The sequence below is a fragment of the Pseudomonas sp. RIT-PI-AD genome, from assembly GCF_025642785.1.
Classification (GTDB): domain Bacteria; phylum Pseudomonadota; class Gammaproteobacteria; order Pseudomonadales; family Pseudomonadaceae; genus Pseudomonas_T.
On record NZ_JANZKU010000027.1, the window covers coordinates 26,408 to 48,307 of the forward strand.

Annotated in this window: 22 protein-coding genes; 8 read left to right on the forward strand and 14 right to left on the reverse strand. The window is 69.7% G+C overall.

What is annotated here, in order from left to right; all coding sequences use genetic code 11:
- Positions 1–179: 179 nt before the first annotated feature.
- The 3 genes from ispA to OGL92_RS18965 form a co-directional block, all read right to left on the reverse strand.
- Entirely contained in the window at positions 180–1,067 is an 888-nt protein-coding gene (gene ispA, locus OGL92_RS18955; RefSeq protein ID WP_263146606.1) for a (2E,6E)-farnesyl diphosphate synthase, read from the reverse strand.
- Positions 1,064–1,306, reverse strand: a complete 243-nt coding sequence (locus tag OGL92_RS18960; RefSeq protein ID WP_263146609.1) for an exodeoxyribonuclease VII small subunit — start codon at positions 1,304–1,306, stop codon at positions 1,064–1,066. The genes ispA and OGL92_RS18960 overlap by 4 nt, the downstream gene beginning before the upstream one ends.
- 202 nt (positions 1,307–1,508) lie before the next feature.
- Entirely contained in the window at positions 1,509–2,462 is a 954-nt protein-coding gene (locus OGL92_RS18965; protein WP_263146610.1) for a LysR family transcriptional regulator, read from the reverse strand.
- Between the two features lie 123 nt (positions 2,463–2,585).
- On the opposite strand from OGL92_RS18965, the gene OGL92_RS18970 reads away from it, so the two are divergent.
- The gene (locus tag OGL92_RS18970) at positions 2,586–3,575 is read left to right on the forward strand and encodes an MBL fold metallo-hydrolase (protein ID WP_263146612.1); all 990 of its coding nucleotides are present in this window, start codon (positions 2,586–2,588) and stop codon (positions 3,573–3,575) included.
- Positions 3,576–3,986: 411 nt separating this feature from the next.
- On the opposite strand, the gene ppa is transcribed toward OGL92_RS18970, so the two are convergent.
- The 5 genes from ppa to OGL92_RS18995 form a co-directional block, all read right to left on the reverse strand.
- Entirely contained in the window at positions 3,987–4,514 is a 528-nt protein-coding gene (ppa, locus tag OGL92_RS18975; RefSeq protein ID WP_263146615.1) for an inorganic diphosphatase, read from the reverse strand.
- A 97-nt stretch (positions 4,515–4,611) separates the two neighbouring features.
- Complete coding sequence (locus tag OGL92_RS18980; protein WP_263146617.1) at positions 4,612–5,439, reverse strand: M90 family metallopeptidase; 828 nt, start codon at positions 5,437–5,439, stop codon at positions 4,612–4,614.
- Positions 5,440–5,445: 6 nt separating this feature from the next.
- Positions 5,446–6,099 carry a DedA family protein gene (locus OGL92_RS18985; RefSeq protein WP_263146619.1) on the reverse strand — a complete coding sequence of 218 codons (654 nt, stop codon included), beginning with the start codon at positions 6,097–6,099 and terminating at the stop codon, positions 5,446–5,448.
- Positions 6,100–6,384: 285 nt separating this feature from the next.
- Positions 6,385–7,413: an alcohol dehydrogenase AdhP gene (adhP, locus tag OGL92_RS18990; RefSeq protein WP_263146621.1), complete on the reverse strand. Its 1,029-nt coding sequence runs from the start codon at positions 7,411–7,413 to the stop codon at positions 6,385–6,387.
- Positions 7,414–7,494: 81 nt separating this feature from the next.
- On the reverse strand, positions 7,495–9,015 hold the full coding sequence (locus OGL92_RS18995) for an aldehyde dehydrogenase family protein (protein WP_263146624.1): 1,521 nt from the start codon (positions 9,013–9,015) through the stop codon (positions 7,495–7,497).
- A gap of 403 nt (positions 9,016–9,418) precedes the next feature.
- Between OGL92_RS18995 and OGL92_RS19000 the strand changes: the two genes are divergently transcribed.
- The 4 genes from OGL92_RS19000 to OGL92_RS19015 all read left to right on the forward strand — a co-directional run bounded on the left by OGL92_RS19000 (position 9,419) and on the right by OGL92_RS19015 (position 13,862).
- Positions 9,419–11,317: a sigma-54-dependent Fis family transcriptional regulator gene (locus tag OGL92_RS19000; protein WP_263146627.1), complete on the forward strand. Its 1,899-nt coding sequence runs from the start codon at positions 9,419–9,421 to the stop codon at positions 11,315–11,317.
- 236 nt (positions 11,318–11,553) lie between these two features.
- On the forward strand, positions 11,554–12,906 hold the full coding sequence (mpl, locus tag OGL92_RS19005; RefSeq protein ID WP_263146630.1) for a UDP-N-acetylmuramate:L-alanyl-gamma-D-glutamyl-meso-diaminopimelate ligase: 1,353 nt from the start codon (positions 11,554–11,556) through the stop codon (positions 12,904–12,906).
- Between the two features lie 13 nt (positions 12,907–12,919).
- Positions 12,920–13,552 carry a flavin prenyltransferase UbiX gene (gene ubiX, locus OGL92_RS19010; RefSeq protein WP_263146633.1) on the forward strand — a complete coding sequence of 211 codons (633 nt, stop codon included), beginning with the start codon at positions 12,920–12,922 and terminating at the stop codon, positions 13,550–13,552.
- Positions 13,545–13,862: a YceK/YidQ family lipoprotein gene (locus OGL92_RS19015; RefSeq protein WP_263146636.1), complete on the forward strand. Its 318-nt coding sequence runs from the start codon at positions 13,545–13,547 to the stop codon at positions 13,860–13,862. The genes ubiX and OGL92_RS19015 overlap by 8 nt, the downstream gene beginning before the upstream one ends.
- Positions 13,863–13,885: 23 nt before the next feature.
- Here the strand turns inward: OGL92_RS19015 and OGL92_RS19020 are convergent, their stop codons facing one another.
- The 4 genes from OGL92_RS19020 to OGL92_RS19035 all read right to left on the reverse strand — a co-directional run bounded on the left by OGL92_RS19020 (position 13,886) and on the right by OGL92_RS19035 (position 17,571).
- On the reverse strand, positions 13,886–14,362 hold the full coding sequence (locus OGL92_RS19020; protein WP_263146638.1) for a YbaK/EbsC family protein: 477 nt from the start codon (positions 14,360–14,362) through the stop codon (positions 13,886–13,888).
- A 239-nt stretch (positions 14,363–14,601) separates the two neighbouring features.
- Entirely contained in the window at positions 14,602–15,243 is a 642-nt protein-coding gene (locus tag OGL92_RS19025; protein ID WP_263146641.1) for an oxidoreductase, read from the reverse strand.
- Between the two features lie 24 nt (positions 15,244–15,267).
- On the reverse strand, positions 15,268–17,007 hold the full coding sequence (locus OGL92_RS19030; protein WP_263146644.1) for a C13 family peptidase: 1,740 nt from the start codon (positions 17,005–17,007) through the stop codon (positions 15,268–15,270).
- A gap of 108 nt (positions 17,008–17,115) precedes the next feature.
- Entirely contained in the window at positions 17,116–17,571 is a 456-nt protein-coding gene (locus OGL92_RS19035) for a MaoC family dehydratase (RefSeq protein WP_263146646.1), read from the reverse strand.
- Between the two features lie 217 nt (positions 17,572–17,788).
- Here OGL92_RS19035 and OGL92_RS19040 point away from each other — a divergent pair, with 217 nt between their 5' ends.
- The 3 genes from OGL92_RS19040 to OGL92_RS19050 are packed head-to-tail and all read left to right on the forward strand — an operon-like array spanning position 17,789 to position 19,483.
- On the forward strand, positions 17,789–18,151 hold the full coding sequence (locus tag OGL92_RS19040; RefSeq protein ID WP_263146648.1) for a CidA/LrgA family protein: 363 nt from the start codon (positions 17,789–17,791) through the stop codon (positions 18,149–18,151).
- A gap of 2 nt (positions 18,152–18,153) precedes the next feature.
- A complete protein-coding gene (locus OGL92_RS19045) occupies positions 18,154–18,864 on the forward strand; it encodes an LrgB family protein (RefSeq protein ID WP_263146681.1) in 711 nt (236 codons plus the stop codon).
- Between the two features lie 28 nt (positions 18,865–18,892).
- Positions 18,893–19,483, forward strand: coding sequence for an LON peptidase substrate-binding domain-containing protein (locus tag OGL92_RS19050; protein WP_263146651.1), 591 nt, complete (start codon positions 18,893–18,895; stop codon positions 19,481–19,483).
- A gap of 260 nt (positions 19,484–19,743) precedes the next feature.
- Here OGL92_RS19050 and OGL92_RS19055 read toward each other — a convergent pair whose 3' ends face one another.
- A complete protein-coding gene (locus OGL92_RS19055) occupies positions 19,744–21,060 on the reverse strand; it encodes a bifunctional DedA family/phosphatase PAP2 family protein (protein WP_263146653.1) in 1,317 nt (438 codons plus the stop codon).
- Positions 21,057–21,773 carry a DNA-3-methyladenine glycosylase gene (locus OGL92_RS19060; protein WP_263146656.1) on the reverse strand — a complete coding sequence of 239 codons (717 nt, stop codon included), beginning with the start codon at positions 21,771–21,773 and terminating at the stop codon, positions 21,057–21,059. Before OGL92_RS19060 ends, OGL92_RS19055 begins: the two co-directional genes overlap by 4 nt.
- Positions 21,774–21,900: the final 127 nt, after the last annotated feature.

The following is a 21,900-nucleotide window of genomic DNA, read 5'->3' on the forward strand; positions in this document are numbered from 1 at the left end:
ACATGACCGCGAAAGCCAAGCGCGGGACGCGGAATGACGCCCATTGACCGCAGTGATGACGGGCGCGACGGCTTTGCTGCGGATGGACACCGAGCGGCGCGCGGGGGGAGGGCGGTGCGGACTTGGTCCGTCAGGCGGGTGGTCGGTGCGAGCGGGTTGCGCCGGGAGCGGCGCCGGTCTCAATGCCGGCGTTCGACGATGTAGCGCGCCAGGTTGCGCAGCGGTTCGGCATCCGGGCCGAGCCGGTGCAGCGCCTGCAAGGCCTGATCGCGCAGCTCGAGGGCATAGGCCTTGGCGCGGTCCAGGCCGAGCAGGGCGGGGTAGGTGGGCTTGTCGCGGGCGATGTCGGCGCCCTGGCGCTTGCCGAGGGTGGCGGTATCGCTTTCGACGTCGAGAATATCGTCCTGCACCTGGAACGCCAGGCCCACCGCCTGGGCGTAGCCCTGCAGCGCGGCGAGGTTGTCGGCGTCGGCGTTGCCGCTGGCCAGGGCGCCGAGGGCCACGCTGGCCTCGATCAGCGCGCCGGTCTTGTGCCGGTGCATGACCTCCAGGGCCGCCTGGTCGAGTTTCAGGCCGATGGAGCCGAGGTCGATGGCCTGGCCGCCGACCATCCCGGCGGGCCCGGCGGCCTGGGCCAGGCGTTGCAGCATGCGCAGGCGCGTCTCGGCGTCCTGGGGATTGCGCCGGGCATCGGCGAGCACCTCGAAGGCCAGGCTCTGCAAGCCATCGCCGGCGAGGATCGCGCAGGCTTCGTCGAAGGCTTTGTGGGTGGTCGGCTGGCCGCGCCGCAGGTCGTCGTCGTCCATCGACGGCAGGTCGTCGTGGACCAGCGAATAGGCGTGGATCAGCTCCACCGCGCAGGCCGCGCCGTCGGCGCGTTCGGCGTGGCCGCCGAGGGCCTCGCAGGCGGCGTAGACCAGCAGCGGGCGCACCCGCTTGCCGCCGTTGACCACGCTGTAGCGCATCGCTTGGTAGAGGCGCGCCAGTTCGGCGCGGGGGGCGTCGAACAGGTTGTCCAGGGCGGTGTCGACACGGGTCTGGCAACGCGCCTGGTAGGCCGCGATCATGCCTCGTCTTCCACGTCGAAGGGCGCTTCCTGCAATTCGCCGTCGCGCTCCAGGAGGATCTGCACCTTCTGCTCGGCCTGGGACAGGGCGCCCTGGCATTCGCGGGTCAGGCGAATGCCCTGCTCGAAGGCGCCCAGGGAGTCCTCCAGCGACAGTTCACCGCTTTCCAGGCGCTCGACCAGGGCTTGCAGGTCGGCGAGGGATTGTTCGAAATCGAGGGCGGCTTTCTTGCGGGCCATGGGCAGGGTCTCGGCGGGGGTTCACAACCGGCGGACACTAGCAGAGGCGGGCTTTACGGGCAAATCGACCGGCCCTCGCCGGCCTGGCCGTGGGCATGCGTCGCGGGCGTCTGGCACTGCCGGCGGCAGCGGGGCGGGTGCCGTTCAACCGCGCCGAATGAACATGCCGCGCCGGTTTAGCCCTCGTACCGGGAACCCGCGTTCATACCGTCGCCCCGGGAGGCGCCGCCCATTCCCCGGGGGTGCCGTCTTCGCCGTCGAAGCACAGCCGCTCGACGAGGAAGTCGACGAAGGCCCGCACCTTGGGCGAGCGGGTATGGCCCTGGGGGAACAGGGCGTTGAAGGCGGGGCGCGGGCCGTTCCATGCCGGCAGCACCCGGCGGACCAGGCCCTGCTGCAGGAAGGGGCGCATATTGATACCCATGGTCAGCAGGATGCCCTGGCCGGCCAGCAGGGCGCCGTAGAGCGCTTCCGGGTCGCTGGCGACCAGCGCCGGGTCGATCGGGTAGTCCTGCCGCTGCCCGTCGCTCTCCAGCGGCCAGGCGTATCCCTCGTGGCGCCGTGCCAGGGGCAGCGCGAGGGTGCGGTGGGCCAGCAGCTCGCGCGGGTGGGCGGGCTCGCCGTGGCGGCGCAGGTAGGCGTCGCTGGCGTACAGGTGCATGCCGAACACCGCCAGGCGCCGCGCCACCAGGGTCGAGTCGGGCAACGGCCCGAGGCGCAGGGCGATGTCGATGCGCCGGTCCAGCAGGTCCAGGCGTTCGTGGCCGAGCAGCAACTCCACCTGCACCGCCGGGTAGCGTTCGATGAACGGGCCCAGCAGCGGTGCGATCCAGCGCACCCCGAACGAATGCGGCGCGGCTACCCGCAGCCAGCCGCGCGGACCGTCGAGCATCTGCTCGATCTCCGCGCGCGCCTCCGCCAGCTCGGCGGCGGCGCGACGACCGTGTTCGTAATAGAGGCTGCCGGCCTCGGTGAGGCCGATGCGGCGCGTCGAGCGATGCAGCAGGCGGATACCCAAGCGCTGCTCCAGTTCCCGGACCTTGCGGCTCACGGTGGTCTTGGGCATGCCCAGCGCGCGGGCGGCGGCGGTGAAACCGCCGGCTTCCACGACCCGCACGAACACCAGGGTCTCGTTGGCATCCAGTGGCGTATCCATCGATTGTCCCGCATATGGTCCGATGATTCCCGCGCCAGCTTACTAAACCTTGGGCTCCCGGGGCCGCATGCTAGGCATTGTCCCGACGGACAGTGAATCCACCCCTCGACTATGGAGATTGCCATGACCTTTCGAACCAGCCTGCGCCATGCGCTGGCGGGCGCGCTGCTCGCCGGCCTCGGCCTGTCCGGCCTGGCGCCCGCCATCGCCCAAGCCGCCGCACCCCAGGTGCGCACCCAGGCACCCGGCTTCTACCGGATGATGCTCGGCGATTTCGAAATCACCGCGTTGTCCGACGGCACCGTTCCGCAGCACATGGACCGCGAGCTGCAAGGCGCCGCCCCCGGCCAGGTCGAGGCGCTGTTCGCCGGCGCCCACCAGACGTTGCCGGTGGAGACCTCGATCAACGCCTTCCTGATCAACACCGGCAAGCAACTCTTGCTGGTGGACACTGGCGCCGGCCACGCCTTCGGGCCCCATGTCGCCAATCGGCTGGTGAGCAACCTGAAGGCCGCCGGCTACCGTCCGGATCAGGTGGACGCAGTGCTGCTCACCCACGTGCATGCCGACCATTCCGGCGGGCTCACCCTCGACGGCCAGCCGGTCTTCCCCAAGGCACGGGTCTATCTGGATCGGCGGGAGCTGGACTACTGGTCCAGCGATGAAGCGCGGGAGCGGGCGCCGGCGCAGAAGAAACCCTGGTTCGCCGCCGGGCGCGCCTCCCTCGCGCCCTACGCCGAGGCGGGCCGCCTGCGCACCTTCAGCGCGCCGGCCGCGCTGTTCGCCGGGGTGACCGCTCTCACCGCGCCGGGTCACACGCCGGGCCACAGCATCTACGCCCTCGAGAGCCGGGGGCAGAAACTGGTGTTCTGGGGCGACCTGGTCCACGCCGGCGAAGTGCAGTTCCCGGTCCCCTCGATCACCATCTCCTACGACAGCGATGGCCCCGCTGCCGCCCGCCAGCGCCTCGCCGCCTTCGCCGACGCCAGCCAAAAGGGCTACTGGGTGGCCGCCCCGCACATCAGCTTCCCCGGCCTCGGCCACGTCGTCACCGACGGCGCCGCCTACCGCTGGCTGCCGGCGCCGTACAGCTTGGCGGTGGAGGCGCGGTAAAGAGCCAATCGCCCACCTATTCACCTACGTTCCTGCCGATTGCTGCGCAGCGCTGGGCCGGTTTGGGATGGCACCGAGTGGACAGGGTATGGGTTTAGGTTGCCGCCGGCTGGCGCCTAAAGGGTGGGGATTTTGACTAGAAAACGCTGCGCATTAAAAAAGCCGGCTTGTGGCCGGCTTTCAGGGAGAGGTTCCGGCTCGCTTCTGGTGAGCCGCAACCACCTTCGGATGCGTGTGAACCGGGCGGAGCCCGTTCGATGGGCGCAGACCCTAACAGATCGCCGGGCAATGCTCCAGCTTTTGCGAGGGAGGGCGACATGTGGAGACGTACGCTGGGCGACTCGCCGCCCAGCGCGCGCCTACGAAAAAGCCCGGATCGTTCCGGGCTTTTCCGTGTACCGGCGGGGCACCTTAGGGTTTGTAGGCGGCCACGGCCTTGATGATCTCGGCGCGGGCGGCTTCGGCGTTGCCCCAGCCTTCGACCTTGACCCACTTGCCTTTCTCCAGATCCTTGTAGTTCTCGAAGAAGTGCTTGATCTGCTCCAGCAGCAGCGGCGGCAGGTCGGTGTATTCCTTCACGTCCACGTAGAGCTGGCTGAGCTTGTCGTGGGGGACGGCGATCAGCTTGGCGTCGCCGCCGGCTTCGTCGGTCATGTGCAGGACGCCGACCGGGCGCGCGCGGATCACCGCGCCCGGGCTGACCGGGTAGGGGGTCACGACCAGTACGTCCAGCGGGTCGCCGTCGTCGGCCAGGGTGTTGGGGATGTAGCCGTAGTTGGCCGGGTAGAACATCGGGGTGGCCATGAACCGATCGACGAACAGGCAGTCGCTGTCCTTGTCGATTTCGTATTTGATCGGCGCATGGTTGGCCGGAATCTCGATGGCGACGTAGATGTCGTTCGGCACGTCCTTGCCGGCCGGGATCTTGCTGTAGCTCATGGGCGACTCCTGAACAGGTAAGCCAAAAAAAGTGGCCGGATTATAGGCGGATTCCCTGGGCCTTACTACGCCGGCCCCGCGCCGGGTAGCGTCGGGCTCAGCGGTGGTGCGGATGAGGCGGGGTGCGGTACTCGGGGTGCTCGGCGCGCAGCCGGCGCAGGCGGGCCAGCGGGTCCTGGCGGTAGAAAGCGCGCAACTGGGCATAGACCGCCGGCCAGGTGTGCTCCAGCAGGTCCGGTGCGCTGAAGAAGTATTCGCTGACCACGGCGAAGAACTCGGCGGGGTTTTCCGCCGCGTAGGGGTCGATGGCGGTGTCCGCGTCGGGATGGGCGTCCAACTGGGCGTTGAGGGCGTCGTAGGCGCTCTGCATGGCGGTGGCCCAGTCCGACGGGCGCATGTCGCGGTGCAGCGGCGGCTGACCGTTGGCGTCGCCGTTGAGCATGTCCAGCTTGTGCGCCAGTTCGTGGATCACCAGGTTGTAGCCTTCCCAGCCACCGCTGGCGAGCACCCCGGGCCAGGCGAGGATCACCGGCCCCTGCAGCCAGGCCTCGCCGCTGTGGCTGCCGTCCCATTCGTGTACCACGCCGCTGGAGTCGCGGTGGCGCTGGGGGCTGAGGAAGTCGTCCGGGTAGAGCACCAGCTCATGGAAGCCCTGGTACCAGTCGAGGTCGCCCAGGTGCAGCAGGGGCAGTTGTGCCTGGGCGGCGAGCAGCAGGCGCTCCTCGACGTCCAGCCGCAGGTCGCCGAGGGGGTTGAGCCGCTTGTCGTGGAGGAACAGCACGCTGCGCTCGCGCAGGTGGCGGTCCTCCTGTTCGTCCAGACCGTCGAGGAACGGCAGGCGCTCGCGCACCCGTGCCCAGAGCGCCGGGTCGACCGGGTTGCGGGCGAGGACGCGCCGCCTGCGCCAGGCACGGAACGACCACACGGCGGATCAGCGCTCGCTGTAGGGCGCGCTGGGGCGCAGGCGGTGGCGCAGCAGGCCGATGGCCATGGGCAGCAGCGAGAGGACGATGATGCCGATCACCAGCAGCGACAGGTTCTGCTTGATGAAGGGCACGTTGCCGAAGAAGTAGCCCAGGGTCACCAGGCCGCCGACCCAGGCCACGGTGCCGATCACGCTGAAGAAGGCGAAGCGCGGGTAGGGCATCTTCGCCATGCCGGCGACGAAGGGGGCGAAGGTCCGCAGGATCGGCAGGAAGCGCGCCAGGGTCACGGTCTTGCCGCCGTGCAGGTCGTAGAACTCGTGGGTGCGCCGCAGGTAGTCGCGGCGGAAGATCTTCGACTGGGGATTGCGGAACAGGCGTTCGCCGGCGGTTCGGCCGATGACGTAGTTGGTGCTGTCGCCGGCGACCGCGGCGAGCATCAGCAGGCCGCCCAGCAGCACCGGGTCCATGCCGCCGCCGGCGCAGATGGCGCCGGCGATGAACAGCAGCGAGTCGCCGGGCAGGAAGGGCGTCACCACCAGGCCGGTTTCGCAGAAGATCACCAGGAACAGGATCGCGTAGATCCACACCCCGTAGTCGTTGACCAGCAGGTTCAGGTAGGTGTCGAGGTGGAGGATGAGATCGATCGAGTTGAAGTCCATGTTTCGCCTGTTATCGAGCCTGCTGGCTGGTTTCCGAAGGCGGGCATTATAGGGATAAGCGCCGGGGCCGGGCGGCCAGTTTGTCGCACCGCGGCGTGGCGGGCGCCTGGGTGGCGCGATATTGAGGCGCTGGAGCCCTCGCGGGAATGTTGCGGGAGATTGCAAGGGTACGTGCCCTAGGGGGCGCGGCGTCCGAGGGAGCGGGTCGCAGCGATCGGCACCTGGCACCTGCACCGCCAGCGGGCCGGGATGGACGGAGGCCGCCCGCGGGCGGCCTCCGGCGGTTCAGCCTTCCAGGTCGAGGACCACGCGGCCTTCGATCTGCCCTTCGTGCATGCGCTGGAACACCGCGTTGATGTTTTCCAGCTTCTCGGTGGACACCGTCGCCTCGACCTTGCCCTCGCCGGCGAAGTCCAGGGCTTCCTGCAGGTCCTGGCGGGTGCCGACGATGGAACCGCGCACCGTGGTGCCGTTGAGCACCATGTCGAAGATCGACAGCGGGAATTCGCCCGGCGGCAGGCCGTTGAGGGCGATGGTGCCGCCCCGGCGGGTCATGCCGATGGCTTGCTCGAAGGCCTTCGGCGAGACCGCGGTGACCAGCGCGCCGTGGGCGCCGCCGATGCTGTCCTTGAGGTAGGCGGCGGGGTCCTGGGAGCGGGCGTTCACCGTGACTTCGGCGCCCAGGCGGCGGGCCAGGTCGAGCTTGGCGTCGTCGATGTCCACCGCGGCGACGTTCAGGCCCATGGCCTTGGCGTACTGCACCGCCATGTGGCCGAGGCCGCCGATGCCGGAGATCACCACCCACTGGCCGGGCCGGGTATCGGTCATCTTCAGGCCCTTGTAGACGGTGACGCCGGCACAGAGGATCGGCGCGATCTCGACGAACCCGACGTTGCCGGGCAGGCGCCCGACGTAGTTGGCGTCGGCCAGGGTGTATTCGGCGAAGCCGCCGTTCACCGAGTAGCCGGTGTTCTGCTGGGTCTCGCAGAGGGTCTCCCAGCCGCCCAGGCAATGTTCGCAATGGCCGCAGGTGGAATACAGCCAGGGCACCCCGACACGGTCGCCTTCCTTGATGTGGCTGACACCGGCGCCGACGCCGACCACGTGGCCGACCCCTTCGTGGCCGGGGATGAAGGGCGGGTTGGGCTTCACCGGCCAGTCGCCCTGGGCGGCATGCAGGTCGGTGTGGCACACGCCCGACGCGGCCACCTTCACCAGGACCTGTCCCGGGCCGGGTGTCGGCACCGTCACTTCACGGATTTCCAGCGGCTGGCCGAAGGCGTGGACGACGGCGGCTTTCATGGTTTTTTGCATGGGGAATCCCTCCTCGTATGCGGACGAACGAACAGAACGGACTGGGGTGGAGCGGGCGGGGCTCGCGCCCCGCCCGGTGTATCAGAAGAAGCCCAGCGGGTTGATGTCGTAGCTCACCAACAGGTTCTTGGTCTGCTGGTAGTGGTCGAGCATCATCTTGTGGGTCTCGCGGCCGACGCCGGATTTCTTGTAGCCGCCGAAGGCGGCGTGGGCCGGGTAGAGGTGGTAGCAGTTGGTCCACACCCGGCCGGCCTTGATCGCGCGGCCGACGCGATAGGCGCGGTTGATGTCGCGGGTCCAGAGGCCGGCGCCGAGGCCGAACTCGGTGTCGTTGGCGATGGCCAGGGCTTCCGCCTCGTCCTTGAAGGTCGCCACGCTCACCACCGGGCCGAAGATCTCCTCCTGGAACACGCGCATCTTGTTGTGGCCCTTGAGCAGCGTCGGCTGGATGTAATAGCCGCCGGCCAGGTTGCCTTCGAGTTTCTCCACGCCGCCGCCGGTGAGCAGCTCGGCGCCTTCCTGCTGGGCGATGTCGAGGTAGGAGAGGATCTTGTCGAACTGCTGCTCGGACGCCTGGGCGCCGACCATGGTGTCGGTGTCCAGCGGGTCGCCACGCTTGATCGCCTTGACCTTCTTCATCACCTCGGCCATGAACGCCGGGTAGATGGATTCCTGCACCAGCGCCCGCGACGGGCAGGTGCAGACCTCGCCCTGGTTGAAGAAGGCCAGCACCAGGCCCTCGGCGGCCTTCTCGATGAACGCGGGCTCGGCCTGCATGATGTCTTCGAAGTAGATGTTCGGCGACTTGCCGCCCAGCTCGACGGTGGAGGGGATGATGTTCTCTGCCGCGCACTTGAGGATGTGCGAGCCGACCGGAGTGGAACCGGTGAAGGCGATCTTGGCGATGCGCTTGCTGGTGGCCAGGGCCTCGCCGGCCTCCTTGCCGAAGCCCTGCACCACGTTGAGCACGCCGGGCGGAAGCAGGTCGCCGATCAGCTCCATCAGCACGGCGATGCCCAGCGGCGTCTGCTCGGCCGGCTTGAGCACGATGCAGTTGCCGGCGGCCAGGGCCGGGGCGAGCTTCCAGGCGGCCATCAGCAGCGGGAAGTTCCACGGGATGATCTGACCGACCACGCCCAGCGGCTCGTGGATGTGGTAGGCCACGGTGTTTTCGTTGATCTCGGCGGCGCCGCCTTCCTGGGCGCGGATGCAGCCGGCGAAGTAGCGGAAGTGATCGACGGCCAAGGGGATGTCGGCGTTGAGGGTTTCCCGGACCGCCTTGCCGTTGTCCCAGGTTTCGGTGACGGCCAGCAGTTCCAGGTTCTCTTCGATGCGGTCGGCGATCTTCAGCAGGACGTTGGAGCGGTCCTGCACCGAGGTGTGGCCCCAGGCGTCGGCGGCGGCATGGGCGGCGTCGAGCGCCTTGTCGATGTCCTCGGCGGTGGAACGGGGGAACTCGGCGATGGGCTGGCCGTTGACCGGCGAGGTGGTGGTGAAGTACTGGCCTTTCACCGGCGCGACGAATTCGCCGCCGATGTAGTTACCGTAGCGGGACTTGAAGGACACGATGGCGCCTTCGCTGCCGGGTTGTGCGTAACGCATGGTGGTTCTCCTGGCTCTTATGCTTATGTGGAGTACGCGCCTGGGGGCGCCGACCGGCTTGGCTGCCGCGCGGCGGATCGATGCGGGCGGCGTCGATCCTGGGCGCCGGGGGTCGGCTTCCCGGGAACTGCGGCCGATGGAGCAAGGGCCGGGCCAGAAACCGGGAGCGCGCGTGGCACTAAGTCTGGCACCGGATCGGCGAATCTGCCGGAAATCCCCGTGTCACGACGGCGATACAGCCTGGGGTGACACTTCGTATCGCGCCCGATACGGTGGATGACCCGTGGGTCATGGCGGCGTTGCAATGGCCGCCGCCCTGCGGGATGCTGGCCGGCATGGCCGCGACGCCGGGTGCGTACCCCGCCGCGCGCCGCCTGGGGCCGATCGCGGGGAGTGAAGGACTATGCCGAACCACCAGAGCCGCCACGTGCGTCAGGTGTTGACCGTGGCCCAGGGCCAGGCTCCGTCCGGGCAGGCCGTCGACCCGGCCATCGCCCGCTCCTGGCGCCGCTGCCTGGAGCAGCACCAGCTCGACCCGGCCCTGCCGCTGACCCCGGCGGTGCTGGAAACCGCGCGCATGCTGGAGCGCCGCGAACCCCTGCGACAGGTGCTGGAAATCGCCGCCGGCGAGATGCACGGCCTGCACCGCCAGTTGTCCGGCGCCGGCCACGCGGTGCTGCTCACCGACGCCCGCGGGCTGATCCTCGACTGCGTCACCCGCGAAGCCGAGCGCCCCGCCTTCGAGCGCGCCGGCCTGTGGCTGGGGGCCGACTGGAGCGAGTCCTGCGAGGGTACCAACGGTATCGGCACCTGCCTGATCGAGCGGCAGGTCCTGACCATCCACGAGGACGAACATTTCCGCAGTTGCCACACCCGCCTGACCTGTTCCGCCAGCCCGGTGTTCGATCCCCAGGGCGAGCTGCTGGCGGTGCTCGACGTCTCCTCGGTGCAGCGCCAGGTCTCCCGGCAGCGCCAATTCCACACCATGGCGCTGGTCGGCATGACCGCGCGGATGATCGAAAGCCGCTATTTCCTGCGCCGTTTCGAGGACGACTGGCTGCTGCGCTTCCACCTCCAGCCGGACGGCCTGGGCATGCTCAGCGAGGGCTTGCTGGCGTTCGATGGCGCGGGGCGCGTGCTGGCCCTCAACGGTGCCGCGCTGACCCTGCTCGGCCAGCCCCGCGAGGCGTTGCTGGGACGCCCGGTGGACGAGCTGTTCGATATTGCCCTGGACGAACTGCTCGGCCGGGCGGTGGCGCAGCCCGCCAGCAGTTGGCCGCTCTATGCGCGCAGCGGGCGGCAGTTGCATGCGTTGTTGCGTGGTCGTCCGCCGCGCCCTTCGGTGGCGCCGGTCGTCGCGCCCGCGGGCCGCGGCCCCGCGCTCTGCCTGGGCGATGCGCGCTTGCAGAAGGACTTCGGCCGCGCCTGCCGGGTCTACGAGCGGGACATTCCCCTGCTGATCTGCGGCGAGACCGGCAGCGGCAAGGAAGCCTTCGCCCAGGCGCTGCACCTGGCGTCATCGCGCGCCGGCAAGGCGTTCGTCGCCCTCAATTGCGCGGCGATCCCGGAAACCCTGATCGAAAGCGAGCTGTTCGGCTATCGCGGCGGCAGCTTCACCGGCGCGCGCAAGGAAGGCATGCGCGGCAAGCTGCAACAGGCCGACGGCGGCACGCTGTTCCTCGACGAGATCGGCGACATGCCGCTGGCCCTGCAGACGCGCCTGCTGCGGGTGCTGGAGGATCGCCAGGTGGTGCCCATCGGCGGTGAGGCGCAGGCGGTGAACGTGCGGCTGATCAGCGCCACCCACCGCGACCTGCGCGAGCGGGTCGCCCAGGGCAGCTTCCGCGAAGACCTCTATTACCGCCTGGACGGCTTGCGCATCGAACTGCCGCCGCTGCGCGAGCGCAGCGACCGCGCCGAACTGCTCGACCACCTGCTGGGCAAGGAGGCGGACGGCCAGCCGATCCGCCTGGACGAGGACGCCCGCCAGGCCCTGCTTGGCCATCCCTGGCCCGGCAACGTGCGCCAGTTGCGCAACGTCCTGCGCACCCTCGCGGCGCTCTGCGAGGATGGCCGGGTCCGGCTGGACGACCTGCCCGCCGAGATTCGCCGCGCCCCGCCGCCTGTCGAGTCCGGGAAGCCCGCGGCCCACGGCCTGGAGCACGCCGAGCGCGACGCGCTGCTGGCCGCCCTCGACGGCCAGCACTGGCACATGAGCCGGACCGCCGAGCACCTGGGCATCAGCCGCAACACCCTCTATCGCAAGTTGCGCAAGCACGCCATCGACACCGGGCGCGGATAGGGCCGCCGCCGCGGCCTGTCTTCTGCGGCGGGCGTGAGCCCTCGACGGACTTCTCCAGCTCCGGTTACGGCGCCTTCGGGCCTGCCGTCGCGACCGCGCCGCCCGACGGCATGGCGGCCGGCGCCGACCGCGGCCCGCGTCCTCTTGCGAACGGGTCGCGCCTGGGTCGGCCCGGCCCGCTGTGCTAACCTGCGGCGATCTTCCGGGCTGCCTCGGGCCCGCCACAGAGGTTCTCCATGCACATCCATATCCTCGGCATCTGCGGCACCTTCATGGGCTCGCTGGCGGTGCTCGCCAAGGCGCTCGGTCATCGGGTCACCGGTTCCGACGCCAACGTCTACCCGCCGATGAGCACCCAGTTGCAGGCCCAGGGCATCGAGTTGATGCAGGGCTACGAGCCGGCTCACCTCGACCCCGAGCCGGACCTGGTGGTGATCGGCAACGCACTGTCCCGCGGCAACCCGGCGGTGGAGTACGTGCTGGACAAGGGCCTGCCCTACGTGTCCGGCCCGCAGTGGCTGGCCGATCACGTGTTGCAGGGGCGTTGGGTGCTGGGCGTGGCCGGAACCCATGGCAAGACCACCACCAGCAGCATGCTGGCCTGGGTGCTGGAGCATGCCGGGATGAGCCCGGGTTTCCTGATCGGCGGTGTGCCGCACAATTTCGGCATCTCCGCGCGGCTCGGCGACACGCCGTTCTTCGTGGTGGAGGCCGACGAATACGACAGTGCCTTCTTCGACAAGCGCTCGAAGTTCGTCCACTACCGCCCGCGCACCGCGATCCTGAACAACCTCGAATTCGACCATGCGGACATCTTCCCCGACCTGGCGGCCATCGAGCGGCAATTCCACCACTTGGTGCGCACTGTGCCGAGCACCGGGCTGATCGTCCATCCGGCCGGCGAGGAAGCCTTGCAGCGGGTGATGCGCATGGGCTGCTGGACGCCGGTGCAGACCACCGGCGCGGGCGGGCAATGGCACGCGCGGCTGCTCAGCGAGGACGGCTCGCGCTTCGAGGTCAGCTTCGACGGCCAACCCCAGGGCGTGGTGGCCTGGGACCTCAGCGGCCAGCACAACGTCGCCAATGCGTTGGCCACGCTGGCCGCGGCGCGCCACGTCGGCGTGGTGCCGGCCCAGGGCGTGGCCGCGTTGTGCGAGTTCCGCAGCGTGAAGCGGCGCATGGAGAAGGTGGCCGAGGTGCAGGGCGTGACCCTGTACGACGATTTCGCCCACCACCCGACCGCCATCGCCACCACCCTCGACGGCCTGCGCAAGCGGGTCGGCGACGCGCCGCTGATCGCCATCATCGAGCCGCGCTCCAACTCGATGAAGCTCGGCGCGCACCGCGACGGCCTGCCGGAGTCGGTGAAGCTGGCCGACCAGGTGTTCTGGTACGCGCCGCCGAACCTCGGCTGGGACCTGGAAGCCACTTCGGCGGCCTGCAGCGTACCGTCCCAGGTGTGCGATTCGCTGGAGGCGATCATCGAGCAGGTACGGGCCCAGGCCACCCCCGGCACTCAGGTGGTGATCATGAGCAACGGCGGTTTTGGCGGGCTGCACGGCCGGCTGGCCAGCGCCCTGGCGCAATGAACGAGGACGAGGCATGAGCGGTCCCGAACGCATCACCCTGGCGATGACCGGCGCCTCCGGCGCCCAATACGGCCTGCGCCTGCTGGATTGCCTGGTGCGCGAAGAGCGCGAGGTGCATTTCCTGATTTCCAAGGCCGCGCAACTGGTGATGGCCACCGAGACCGACGTGGTGCTGCCGGCCAAGCCCCAAGCGATGCAGGCCTTCCTCAGCGAATACACCGGCGCGTCGGCCGGGCAGATCCGCGTCTACGGCAAGGAGGACTGGATGGCCCCGGTGGCCTCCGGCTCCGGTGCGCCCTCGGCGATGGTGGTGGTGCCCTGTTCCACCGGCACCCTGTCGGCCATCGCCAGCGGCGCCTGCAACAACCTGATCGAGCGTGCCGCCGACGTCGCGCTGAAGGAACGCCGCCAGTTGATCCTGGTGCCGCGGGAGGCCCCCTATTCGGTGATTCACCTGGAGAACATGCTCAAGCTGTCCCAGCACGGCGCGGTGATCGTGCCGGCCTCGCCGGGGTTCTATCACCAGCCGCAGACCATCGATGACCTGGTGGACTTCGTCGTCGCGCGCATCCTCAACCTGCTGGACATCCCCCAGGACATGTTGCCGCGCTGGGGCGAGCACCATCGGGTCAGCGGCGATGAGTGACGCGCTCCGGCCGGCGTGGCGATCCGCCCGCGGGCTGGCGCTGCTGATCGCCGTCCAGGGGCTGGGCGCCTGCGCCAGCGTTCGCATCCTGGACGCCGCCAAGCCCGGCGCGCCGCTGGTCTACGCCGGCACCCGGCTGGACTGGTACGCGCTGCACGACGGCTGTTGCCCGCTGGAGCGCTTCGGCGCCGAAGCGCCTGCCCGCGCGGGGCTGGACCTGCCGGCCAGCGCCCTGCTGGATACCCTGCTGCTGCCTTTCTCGCTGGCGGCCTCGTTGGGCGTGGGGCTGGGCGTCAGCGGCGGCCGCTGAGCCGCTTCTCACCGGGCGGTCCGTCAGTCCGCCGTCTCCTGCGCCTGGCACACGTCCACCCATTGCGCCTCGACCAGCTCGGCCATGCGCTCGGGCGCGAGACGCACGGCGCTGTGGATGGCGCCGGCGGCCGGCACTACCTCGTCGAAGGCGCGCAGCGACACATCGCAGTACACCGCCAGCGGGGTGGCCAGGCCGAACGGGCAGACGCCGCCCACCGGGTGCCCGGTGAGGCGCTCCACGCTGGCCGCATCGAGCATCTTCGCCTTGCCGCCGAAGGCGTCCTTGATCTTGCGGTTGTCGATGCGCGCATCGCCGCGCGCCACCACCAGCAGGTTGCGCTCGCCGACGCGGAACGCCAGGGTCTTGGCGATGCGCCCCGGTTCCACGCCATGGGCCTCGGCGGCCAGGTTCACGGTGGCGGTGCTGGTGGAGAGTTCGATGATCTGGATGTCCGCGGCCTTCGCGGCGAAGAAGGCGCGGACGGATTCGAGGCTCATGGTCGGTCTCCCGGCAAAAGCCCCATCCTTGTTGCCCGGCCGGCGATCGTCAAGCGCAAGGTCGACTCGCTTGCCCGGGGCCCATGCCAGGCCCGTTCTCCGTATCAGATGCCGCCAGCGCGACCCGAAGGCGTGTGGCGGGTTACCGAGCGCGCATCACCGAATGACGCCGCTGCGTTCGCCGGGATGACGCGGACTTCCCCGCGCACCAGGGCGAGACGGCGATGGTGCAAGGCGCGCTAGCGGCCCAGCTTGCGCAGTTCGTCGGACTCCACCACGCGCACGCCGCTGCCTTCTTCCAGGGCCAGGCGCCACAGCGCCCGTGCCAGCACCGTGACTTCGATGCCCTGGTACTTGCCCGGCAAGAGTTTGCTCAGCGGCGCGGCCAGGCGTTCGCCGAGGCGGGCTTCGTCGCGCGGGCCGAGCAGCAGGGAAGGGCGCGCCAGGGTCAGTTGCGGCCAGCCCTGCTCGCGCAGGGAGGCTTCCAGCTCACCCTTGACCCGGCTGTAGAACACCGAGGACTGCGGGTCGGCGCCCACCGCGCTGAGCACCAGGCAATGCCGCGCGCCCAGCGCGCGGGCGCGGCCGGCGAAGGCGAGGACCAGGTCGTGGTCCACCGCGCGGAAAGCCGCTTCCGAGCCCGCCTGCTTGATCGTCGTGCCCAGGCAGCAGAACGCGGTGTCCACCGGGCCGGTGAGGTGTGGCAGCAGCGCCGCCAGCTCGCCTACCGGGTTCTCCAGGTGCGGGTGCTCGGCGAGGGGCCGCCGGGTGGGCGCCAGCACCCGTTTCACGGTGGGCTCGTCGAGCAAGCGGTCGAGCAGGTGTTCTCCGGTCAGGCCGGTGGCGCCGGCGAGCAGGACATGCTGGGGCGTCAGGTGCATGGTGAATTCTCCGCCGGGCTCGGCTCAGGGTGTCTTGGGTTTTTGGACCGCGCGGCCGTCCGCTTGTGCGGCCAAGGCCTGTTTCGCCTGCTGCTCGCGCAGGGCGCGCCAGTGGCGGAGCACCGCCGGCGGTGCCCAGATCTGCGGCTCGGAAGGTTCGAAGCCCTGGGTCTTTTCCCGCTCGGCAACGGTCGCCTTGGCCAGGGCGAAGGCCTGTTCCAGGTCGTCGGTCTGGTTCAGCGCCTCGCCGAACAGCGCCCGGCCGAAATAGGTGAAGTCGTTCTCGTCGGAGCAGCCGAAGGACACCCGGTCGGCGCGGGACGCTGTGATCACCAGAGTCTTGTCGTCCTTGAGCGCGGGGATGAAACCGCCGGAATAGCAGGCCGAGATCACCACCACCTTGTGCCGGTCCTTCAGCGGCGCCAGGACCTGCGCCAGTTGCCAGGCGGGGAGGTCGCCGAGGGTCAGGCCGGGCTGGCGCAGGCTCAGTTCGTGCTGCGCCGAGCCGTGGCTGGTGAAATACAGGAACACCAGGTCTTCCGGGCCGCTGCGTTCGGCCAGGGCGCGCGCCGCGCGGGTCAGGCTCTCGCGGGTGGCCATCGGCCGGTCGGCCAGGTGATCGCGCTGGTTGACCAGGGTGATCCGCCCGCGCGCGCCGAAGCGCTCGCCGAGCAGCGTGGAGACGTAGTCGGCCTCGCGCATGAACACGCTTTGCTCGCCGTCGCCGCCCAGGCTCAGGGCGTAGAGGTCGATGGCCGGCGTCGACGCGGGCAGCGCGGCGATGGCCTGGTCGAGCAGCCGGCCCTGTTCCAGCAGGCCGACTTCCAGCGGGTCCGGCACTGCCTGGCCATTTCCGTCGCGCAGGCGTTTGCCGCGTTGCCAGAAGCCCTCCTGCAAGCTGCCGTCGGCCAGGCGCAAGCGGCCCTCGCCGGCGTAGCGGCCGCTCTTGAACTGGCCTTCGTAGAGGCTGCCATCGGCCCGTTGCAGGCGACCCTTGCCGTGGAAAAGGTTGTGGCGGAACTCGCCCCGGTAGGTGCTGCCGTCGCTGCCGCGGTAGTCGCCCTCGCCGCGCAGGCCGCCCTGCACGAAGCGGCCGTTCCAGACATTGCCCTCGGCATCCTCGTAGCGACCCTTGCCATGGAACTGGTCGTCCTTGAATTCGCCGCTGTAGCGTTCGCCCTCGCGGCCCAGGTAACTGCCTTCGCCGTTCAGCTTGCCCTTGCTGAAATGCCCGCTGCTCTGATTGCCCTCGGCGTCCACCCGGACACCTTCGCCCGCCGGTTCGCCATGGGCGAAGCGGCCCTGGAAGCTGGCGCCGTCCGGGGTTTCCAGGCGGCCGAGGCCGTGGTAGCGATCCTCCTTGAACTGGCCGCGATAACGCTCGCCGGAGGGCAGGGAGAGCTCGCCCTCGCCGGACAGGCGCGCGCGCTCGAAGTGGCCCTCGTAGGTGGTGCCGTCGGCATAGCGCAGCGTGCCCTGGCCTTCGAACAGGCCGAGATGGAAGTCGCCGACGTAGCGTTCGCCGCCGGGGCCGCGCCATTCGCCGGGGCCTTCCAGCAGGCCATCCTTGAACAGCCCGCGATACCAGCCGCCATTCGGGTAGTCGAGGCGGCCCTCGCCCTGCAACAGCCCCGCGACCACTTCACCGCGGTAGTGCGCGCCATCCGGCAGGCGGGCATCCGGCGGCGTCAGCGGTTCGCTGTCGCCGCAGGCACCGAGCAGCAGGGCGAAGGAGATAGGCAGCAAGAGGCGCATGGGAGACATCCGGGTCGGTGCGATCGCGCCAGTAAAGCGCAGCCGACCGGCAGGGCGCAAACCGGACGCGGCGCGGCGGGGCCCGGAGACCCGCGCCCGCCCCTCGCCCGCCCAGCCTCAGACGAAGCAGAGGCTCAGGGTCTCGGCGACGTAGGCGGGTTTTTCCTGGCCTTCGATTTCCAGGGTCGCGCGCGCCTTGAGCAGCCATTGCCCGGGCTTCTTCTCGAAGACCTCGAGCAACTCCAGGCCCAGGCGGACACGCGAGCCCACCGCCACCGGCTGGATGAACCGCACGCTGTCCAGCCCATAGTTGACCGCCATCTTCAGGCCCTCGGGCACCGGCAGCAGGCCTTTGCTGAGCGCGGGAATCAGCGACAGCGAGAGGAAGCCATGGGCGATGGTGCCGCCGAACGGGGTCTGCCGGGCTTTCTCCGCGTCGACATGGATGAATTGGTGATCGCCGGTGCATTCGGCGAACCGGTCGACGCGCGATTGCTCGAGGGTCAGCCACTCGGAATGGCCGAGCTCCTTGCCGACATAGTCCTGCAGCGCTGCAACGGGTACGGATGGCATAACTCCTCCTGGGGACGCGATGTTGTGCTTGTTGGAAACGCCCGGGGCGTCGCCGGCGCCGCGTCGGGCGGGGCCTGGCGGACTCAGGGCATCATGCGCCGCGCCGCGGGGTCAAGCGCCCCGCGCCCTGCGAATGGCGCGTCATAGCCGGGGCGGTGCTGGGATCGCGGAGGCCGCGCGTGCCTATAATGGCGCCTCGTTCCGTCGGAGGATTCCCATGCTGCTACGTGGCCTGACCTGGCTGGTGCTGTTCCAGTTGCTCGGCACCGGCGTCAACGTCCTGGTTCTGCCGATGCTGCCGGGCCCCATCATCGGCTTGTTGCTGCTGTTCGGTTTCCTGGCCCTGCGCGGCGAGGTCGGCGCCCCCCTGAGCCTGGCGTCGAGCGACCTGCTGCGCTACCTGCCGTTGCTGCTGGTGCCGCCGGCGGTGGGCGTGATGGCCTACGCCACGGAAATCTGGGCGGACTTCTGGGCACTGGTGGGCGCGCTGGTGCTGTCCCTGTTGCTGGCGTTCTTCTTCTCCGGCGTGCTGATGCAGAAGCTCATCGAGCGCCAACTGCGCCGCCGGGGGGCGCCATGACGCTGCCCTGGAGCGCCGCCTGGCAGGCGGTCACCCACCATCCGCTGTTCGGCTTCGCCATCACCCTGGGCGCCTATCAACTGGCCCTGGCGGCTTACGAGAAGACCCGTTGGATGTTCCTCCAGCCGGTGTTGGTCTCGATGCTGCTGGTGATCGGCGTGCTGCTGGCCTGTGGAATCCACTACGACGAGTACCGCCAGAGCACCACGCTGCTCAGCCTGTTCCTCGGCCCCGCCACCGTGGCGCTGGCGGTGCCGCTCTACCTGAACCTGAAGCGCATCCGCCAGTTGTTCTGGCCGGTGCTGCTCACCCTGGTGTTCGGCGGGTTGATGGCGACGCTCTCGGTGGTGGCGCTGGGCTGGCTGTTCGGCGCCGAGCGCATGATGCTGATGACCCTGCTGCCGAAGTCGGTGACCTCGCCGATCGCCATGCTGGTGGCGGAGCAGATCGGCGGCGTGGCGCCCCTGGCGGCGGTGTTCGTGCTGATCACCGGGGTGCTCGGCGCCATTCTCGGCCCGGAATGCCTGCGCCGTGCCGGCGTCACCCATCCGGCCGCCCAGGGCTTGGCCCTGGGCCTGAGCGCCCACGCCGTGGGTACCGCCCGGGCGTTGCAGGAGAACGAGGAATGCGGCGCGTTCGCCGCCCTGGCGATGAGCCTGATGGGCGTGGCCACCGCGGTGCTGCTGCCGCTGGCGGTCGCGATGATCGCCTGACCGGCCTCCACCAGGCTTGGGAGAAACCATGAACCTGCCGCTGTTTCCCTTGAATACCGTGCTGTTCCCCGGTTGCGTGCTCGATCTGCAGATCTTCGAGGCGCGTTACCTGGACATGCTCAGCCGTTGCCTGCGCCAGGGCCATGGCTTCGGCGTGGTCACCCTGCTCGAAGGCCACGAGGTCGGCGAGGCGCCGAGCCGTTTCAGCGGCCTGGGCTGCGAGGCGCTGATCCGCGACTGGCAGCAACGGCCCAATGGCCTGCTGGGCCTGCGCGTCCAGGGTGGCCGGCGGTTGCGCATCGCACGCACCGAGGTGCAGCGCGATCAGTCGATCCTCGCCGAGGTGGAGTGGCTGCCGGAATGCCCCGACAGCCCGGTGGGGAGCGCCGACGCCGATCTGCTCGCGCTGCTCGGCGCCCTGGCGGAACACCCGATGGTCGCCGCGCTGGACATGGGCGGGCAGGTGGACACCCAGGCCGCCCTGGCCCATCGGCTGGCCTACCTGCTGCCGTTCGAGCCCGAGCAGAAACTCGAACTGCTCGGCCTCGACGCACCCGAGGTGGCCCTGGCGCGAGTCCAGAGCCTGCTGGAGCGCTTGCAGGGCGACAGCCTGGGCTGAGCTCTTCCCGGGTGCCAGCGTGGGATCGAGCCATGACGATCCACGTCCCCCTGTGGGCGTTCCTGCCGTGCGGGTTCTCTCGCTCCGTGAGGGCGTTGGTGGATAAGCGGCGCGTTATCCACCCTACGGGTGTGGTGGTGCGCGGGGGCGGTTCGGGGTCAGCGATGTGCCTCCAACGTAGGGCGGATAAACGCTTGGCGTTATCCGCCGGCTTTGCCGGAAGTGGGGTGGGTAGGCCGCGCGTTTTCCAGCCTGTGTCCTCAGTGGTCGTAGCGTTCGATCGCCAGGGGAAGTGCCCAGGTGGCGTGCAGGGCGAGCAGGGCCAGGCAGGCCGGAAGGATCAGCCACCAGAGCCGCGTGCCCAGCGCCGGCAAGGGCTCGCGGGCCTGGGAAAGGGCCAGGCTGGTGGCGCAGAAGCTGCCGGCCAGCAGGGCGCCGGCGAGGATGTCGGTCGGCCAGTGCACGCCCAGGTAGACCCGCGACAAGGCGATCGCCAGCGCCGGCAGGCTGGCCAGCAGCAGCCAGGCCAGGCGCATGCGTGCCGGCTGGCCGCGTCCGGCGAGCACGCCGAGGGTGAGGAACAATGCGAAGGCGGCCGAACTGTGCCCGCTGGGCAGGCTGAAGGTGGTCAGGGGTTCGCTGAGCACGTCCGGGCGCGCGCGGGCGAACAGGTGCTTGAGTACGCCGTTGGCCAGTGCCGTACCGAGCAGGGTGCCGGCGGCGAAGAACAGGGCGCGAATGCACCGGGCGAACAGCAGGATCGCGCAGAGCAGGCAGCCGGCCAGCAGTTGCACGCGGAAGTCGCCGGCGCGGGTGATCAACACCATGAGACTGTCCAGGCTGGATTGGCGATGCTCCTGGATCAGGGTCATCAGGCCCTGGTCGAGGCTTTCCAAATAGGGCCAGCCGAACAGCAGGGCGGCCAACGCCGCCAGGCACAGGCCGGCGGCCATCGGCGTGGTGGAGCGCATGCCGCGCAGGCTGCCGTGGACGATCAGCCCGAGGGTCACCGCCAGCACCGCGGCGACCGCGCCCGCAGCGCCCCAGAAACCTTCCGGCAACGGCAGGCGCAGGGCGGCGCCGGTGGCCCAGCCAGGCAGGATATAGGCCAGCGCCCAGCCGGCGGAGGCCAGCAGGCTGACGATCACGAAGCGCGGGAAGGGCATGTCGAACATGCCCGCGACCATCGGCAGCATCGGCCGCAGCGGGCCGATGAAGCGGCCCACCAGCAGGCTGGCCACGCCGTAGCGGCGGAAGTAGGCCTCGGCCCCGCCCAGCCACTCCGGGTGGTCGCGCAGCAACGGCAGGCGGCGGATGTTCTGGTGGAAGCGCCGGCCGACCGCATAGGACAGCAGGTCGCCGCTGAGCCCGCCGAAATAGGCCAGCAGCAGGGTCTCCCACAGGCCCATGGCGCCGCCGCCGGCGAGTACCGAGACGGCGAACAACAGCACGGTGCCGGGCACCACCAGGCCGGCGATGGCCAGGCATTCGGTGCAGGCGATCAGCAGGATGGCCACGCCCAGCCATTGCGGATGCCCGCCCAGCCAGGCGGTGATGCTGTCGAACCAGTGGGTCATGGGTGGGGCTCCTGGGCATCGATCCATCGATAATCTCGTCCTTCGACCTGCCCGCGGCGCAAAGGGTTGCGTGTGCAGTGGCGCGCCCCCTCGACATCGACGAAGCGGTAGGCCAGGTGTTCGTCGCGGCCGCGGGGGATTCCCAGGCGGGTGGTCTGGACGATGCGTGCCGGGCGCAGGCCGACGTCATCGACGAAGAAGCGCTGCGGGTCGAAGCGCTGGGCGTTCCACTCCGGCACCTTCAGCCCCAGCGCCTTGCACAGCAGCGTCTGCCCGGCGCACAGCCGCTCGGGCGCGCGCGCGTGGCCCGCCGGCGTGGGGTTGTTGCGCTGCATCCGTTCCAGGCTGTCAGCGCCGGAGACGGCGTCCAGCCAGGGCAGGGCGGATTTGATCAGCACCGCGTTGCCGGCGCCGCCGACGCTGATGTTCAGGCTGTCGCCGCCGCGGGCGTAGTACATATAGATGTGCCCCGCGGCCATGAACATCGCCCGCCGCGAAGGCGTTTCGCCCAGGGAGGAATGGCTGCCCTTTTCCTCCAGGTAATAGGCCTCGGTCTCGATGATCCGTGCTGCCAGCCAGAGACCCGCGACCCGGTGCCGCAATACCTTGCCCAGCAGCTCGCGGGCGACCCCTTGGGCGTCGCGGTCGAAGAAGGCGTCGTCCAGCGGTCGGGCGCCGGGCCAGGGCAGGGAAGAAAGCGAATCCTGGGGCATGGGCGTGCTCACCGTCGTTGCGAAGGAAGGCGAAGTATACGGAAGGCGCCTGACGCGTCGCTGAACGGCCCTCGGCCGAGGTCGCTTGGGGCGCCTGCCGCCCACTTGGCCCTGTCCCATGCGGGCT

What these genes read in the sequence shown, in the direction of transcription:
- OGL92_RS19040 (WP_263146648.1), top strand. Translation starts at nt 17,789, where the DNA reads ATGCTGCTACGTGGCCTGACCTGGCTGGTGCTGTTCCAGTTGCTCGGC.
- OGL92_RS18965 (WP_263146610.1), bottom strand. Translation starts at nt 2,462, where the DNA reads ATGGATACGCCACTGGATGCCAACGAGACCCTGGTGTTCGTGCGGGTC.
- OGL92_RS19015 (WP_263146636.1), top strand. Translation starts at nt 13,545, where the DNA reads ATGAGTGACGCGCTCCGGCCGGCGTGGCGATCCGCCCGCGGGCTGGCG.
- OGL92_RS18995 (WP_263146624.1), bottom strand. Translation starts at nt 9,015, where the DNA reads ATGCGTTACGCACAACCCGGCAGCGAAGGCGCCATCGTGTCCTTCAAG.
- OGL92_RS19000 (WP_263146627.1), top strand. Translation starts at nt 9,419, where the DNA reads ATGCCGAACCACCAGAGCCGCCACGTGCGTCAGGTGTTGACCGTGGCC.
- adhP (WP_263146621.1), bottom strand. Translation starts at nt 7,413, where the DNA reads ATGCAAAAAACCATGAAAGCCGCCGTCGTCCACGCCTTCGGCCAGCCG.
- OGL92_RS18960 (WP_263146609.1), bottom strand. Translation starts at nt 1,306, where the DNA reads ATGGCCCGCAAGAAAGCCGCCCTCGATTTCGAACAATCCCTCGCCGAC.
- ppa (WP_263146615.1), bottom strand. Translation starts at nt 4,514, where the DNA reads ATGAGCTACAGCAAGATCCCGGCCGGCAAGGACGTGCCGAACGACATC.
- OGL92_RS19030 (WP_263146644.1), bottom strand. Translation starts at nt 17,007, where the DNA reads ATGTCTCCCATGCGCCTCTTGCTGCCTATCTCCTTCGCCCTGCTGCTC.
- OGL92_RS19050 (WP_263146651.1), top strand. Translation starts at nt 18,893, where the DNA reads ATGAACCTGCCGCTGTTTCCCTTGAATACCGTGCTGTTCCCCGGTTGC.
- OGL92_RS19025 (WP_263146641.1), bottom strand. Translation starts at nt 15,243, where the DNA reads ATGCACCTGACGCCCCAGCATGTCCTGCTCGCCGGCGCCACCGGCCTG.
- OGL92_RS19060 (WP_263146656.1), bottom strand. Translation starts at nt 21,773, where the DNA reads ATGCCCCAGGATTCGCTTTCTTCCCTGCCCTGGCCCGGCGCCCGACCG.
- OGL92_RS19055 (WP_263146653.1), bottom strand. Translation starts at nt 21,060, where the DNA reads ATGACCCACTGGTTCGACAGCATCACCGCCTGGCTGGGCGGGCATCCG.
- OGL92_RS18970 (WP_263146612.1), top strand. Translation starts at nt 2,586, where the DNA reads ATGACCTTTCGAACCAGCCTGCGCCATGCGCTGGCGGGCGCGCTGCTC.
- ubiX (WP_263146633.1), top strand. Translation starts at nt 12,920, where the DNA reads ATGAGCGGTCCCGAACGCATCACCCTGGCGATGACCGGCGCCTCCGGC.
- ispA (WP_263146606.1), bottom strand. Translation starts at nt 1,067, where the DNA reads ATGATCGCGGCCTACCAGGCGCGTTGCCAGACCCGTGTCGACACCGCC.
- mpl (WP_263146630.1), top strand. Translation starts at nt 11,554, where the DNA reads ATGCACATCCATATCCTCGGCATCTGCGGCACCTTCATGGGCTCGCTG.
- OGL92_RS19035 (WP_263146646.1), bottom strand. Translation starts at nt 17,571, where the DNA reads ATGCCATCCGTACCCGTTGCAGCGCTGCAGGACTATGTCGGCAAGGAG.
- OGL92_RS19020 (WP_263146638.1), bottom strand. Translation starts at nt 14,362, where the DNA reads ATGAGCCTCGAATCCGTCCGCGCCTTCTTCGCCGCGAAGGCCGCGGAC.
- OGL92_RS18985 (WP_263146619.1), bottom strand. Translation starts at nt 6,099, where the DNA reads ATGGACTTCAACTCGATCGATCTCATCCTCCACCTCGACACCTACCTG.